Annotated in this window: 1 pseudogene; it reads left to right on the forward strand. The window is 68.8% G+C overall.

What is annotated here, in order from left to right:
- Positions 1-221 (forward strand): annotated as a pseudogene (locus tag I53_RS14490) (TetR/AcrR family transcriptional regulator); the annotation flags it as partial.

Below are 221 nucleotides of genomic sequence, written 5' to 3' on the forward strand. Positions count from 1 at the left end.
GTCTACCGGTTCTTCGAGTCGAAGAAGGCGATCAACGAGGCGGTGCTGGAGCGGCTGATCGGCGAGAGCGAGGCGGTGATCTCGGAGATCGCCGACCGGCCGGGCCTCGACGCCACCGCGCGCCTCGTGGCGGCGATCGAGACCCTGCATCGCGACTGCACCCGCCGCTGCGAGACGTTTCCCCGCCTGCACGAGATGATCGAGGCGGCGATGGTGGAGAG

Source organism: Methylobacterium sp. B1 (assembly GCF_000333255.1).
In the GTDB taxonomy this organism is placed as follows: Bacteria; Pseudomonadota; Alphaproteobacteria; order Rhizobiales; family Beijerinckiaceae; genus Methylobacterium; species Methylobacterium fujisawaense.